Consider the following 2,811-nt stretch of genomic DNA (forward strand, 5'->3'; position numbering starts at 1 on the left):
TGCGATCGCTAAAATAATTGATTTGACTGTTTTTGTATCATGTTTAGCTTTCAAAATCACAAAAATCAACCAATTTTGAAATCAGAAGTCAAGAGTAGAATGTTGTAAATTTTAAATTTTAAATTTTGATTTTTTGCTTACTTTCTAGAGTCTTTCTGACATTTTGAGGCACTCTCAGAATTACCTCCTCGCCCTTGACCAAAAAGTAAGGTCAATAGTCTCCCCTTTTAAGGGGATGAAAAAGCGGTCGAGGGATGGCGTTAGCGGAGCGGGTCTGTAAGAACGGGTTTCCTCGCCATATCCAATCGACCAAGAGAAAATCAACTTCAGTATTTTCTTGCCTCCCTATTCCATGAGGTACTGATAACTGATAACTGAAATGACTTTGCCCGAAGCAATATGAGGTTGTCTAAAATACATTTGTAAACTAATTAAATTATCACCAGTAGAGGAAGCATTTATGGCAATGACTATGGTTGAAAAAATCCTGGCCAAAGCATCAGGAAAATCTACCGTTACCCCAGGAGAAAATATTTGGATCAACGTAGACGTACTAATGACCCACGATGTGTGTGGTCCTGGTACTATTGGCATTTTCAAAAAAGAATTTGGCGAAGATGCCAAAGTTTGGGACCGGGAAAAAATCGTTCTCATCCCAGACCACTATATTTTCACCACCGACAAACGAGCTAACCGTAATGTAGATATCTTACGAGACTTTGCCCAAGAACAAAACATCAAATACTTTTACGACATTACTGATCGCTCAGACTTCAAAGCTAACCCAGACTACAAAGGAGTTTGCCACGTTGCTCTCGCCCAAGAAGGGCACACCCGTCCAGGGGAAGTTTTGTTTGGCACAGACTCCCATACTTGTAATGCAGGTGCTTTTGGACAATTTGCCACAGGTATAGGCAATACTGATGCTGCCTTTATCTTAGGTACTGGCAAACTACTTGTAAAAGTGCCAGCAACTATGCGGTTTGTCTTGAATGGAGAAATGCCGAATTATTTATTAGCAAAAGATTTAATCTTGCAAATTATTGGAGATATTTCTGTTTCCGGCGCTACTTATAGAACAATGGAATTTGCTGGAGAGACGGTGAAACAGATGACAATGGAAGAACGAATGACCCTCTGCAATATGGTCATTGAAGCAGGTGGTAAAAATGGAGTTATCGCTGCCGATGAAACTACTGTTAAATATTTACAAGGTCGAACAGATAAAACATTTGAGTCATTTCAGACAGATGAAAATGCGGCATTTTATAGCGATCGCTCCTACGATGTGACAAAATTAGAACCTGTGGTGGCCAAACCCCACTCTCCAGATAATAAGGAACTTGCTCGTAACTGTAAAGATGTCAAAATTGACCGAGTTTATATTGGTTCTTGTACAGGTGGAAAAACTTCTGATTTTCTTCATGCAGCTAAACTTATTAAGGGTCATCAGGTGAAAGTTCCTACTTATTTAGTACCAGCAACTCAGAAAGTTTATGAGGATTTATTTAACTTAAAACATGATGGAAAAACCCTCTCAGAAATATTTTTAGATGCTGGTTGTATTGAACCTGCTGCTCCCTCTTGTGCTGCTTGTTTAGGCGGACCAAAAGATACATTTGGGCGATTAAATGAACCAGAAATTTGTGTGTCTACAACTAATCGTAATTTCCCTGGTCGAATGGGGAATAAACAGGCACAAGTTTATTTAGCTTCTCCCTATACAGCAGCAGCTTCCGCACTGACTGGATATGTTACCGACCCACGAGAATTTATGTAAATTTGTTGCCAGTTTATCAATAAAAAATTTAGGAGTCAGGAGTCATAATTGAATTATGTATGTAGAAATAAATGAATATATTGTTTAAATTTTTCCAGTAAATCTAATATTGATTGATATTTGATTAGTGGAAATTTACCAACTACAGCATTAATTAATTTTGACTCCTGGCTACTTTCATATTGCTAAGATCGCAAAAGTTTATGATACTTTAATCTCATAACTAAGGCGCTATAGTTAAAAAAATCATCAATTTATCATTCACACTAAAGGAAGTGCCACACAGATAATTTATCTACCATCTTATAACCCAGGCGCTATAGTCGAAAAAAGCATCAATTAATTTATCATCTACATCAGAGCGATCGCCACACAGAAAATTTATCTACCATCTCATAACTCAGACGCTATAATTCAAAACTCTTCAAAAAATGCCAAAAATTTCCCTATTTATGAACTTTTTCCTGATATTTTTCCATTAAACTTACTGAATAATCAAGGTTTAAAGCCTCTTATTTAAAGGAGAAACAAGAAAAAATTTTCCTTTGAGTCCATCCTCTTCTTTTCGAGGGTAGGTAATTATTAATTATTAATTATTAATTGTTGAAGACCAATTTTTCCAAGGATTTTTCGATAAATTAGAATTAGAATATCTCTTATCGTGAGAAACTTCCTCCCCTATCCAATCTGGCAATTCAACTTCTTGATTTTCATTATAAAGTTCAACTTCAGCCACAATTAAACCTTGATTATCTCCAGCAAACTCATCAACTTCCCAAATAAAATTACCATGAGAAACCTTATATCTAACCTTTTCAATTAAGGGCGAACTACACAAAGTATTCAACATCTCTTGAGCATCTTCAACTGGAATAGAATACTCATATTCTGACCGTGAATTACCGACAGAAGGTCCTTTAATAGTTAAATAGCCTTGGTCTCCCGCAATTCTTGCCCTTAATGTTATGCCATCTTCTGTAGACATATAACCTTGACGATAAACTTGCCCAACACCTTGATTACGCCACCCG

2 protein-coding genes are annotated in these 2,811 nt (G+C 36.7%); one reads left to right on the forward strand and one right to left on the reverse strand.

Translation table 11 applies throughout. From position 1 onward, the window contains the following. Window positions 1–460: 460 nt before the first annotated feature. Window positions 461–1,780, forward strand: a complete 1,320-nt coding sequence (locus tag F6K13_RS26840; protein ID WP_124143788.1) for a 3-isopropylmalate dehydratase large subunit — start codon at window positions 461–463, stop codon at window positions 1,778–1,780. 589 nt (window positions 1,781–2,369) lie between these two features. On the opposite strand, the gene F6K13_RS26845 is transcribed toward F6K13_RS26840, so the two are convergent. Next, a partial coding sequence (locus F6K13_RS26845; RefSeq protein WP_287288971.1) for a CYTH domain-containing protein occupies window positions 2,370–2,811 on the reverse strand: 442 nt, incomplete at its 5' end.

Origin of the sequence: Okeania sp. SIO2B9 (assembly GCF_010672505.1) — a bacterium.
Classification (GTDB): Bacteria; Cyanobacteriota; Cyanobacteriia; order Cyanobacteriales; family Microcoleaceae; genus Okeania; species Okeania hirsuta.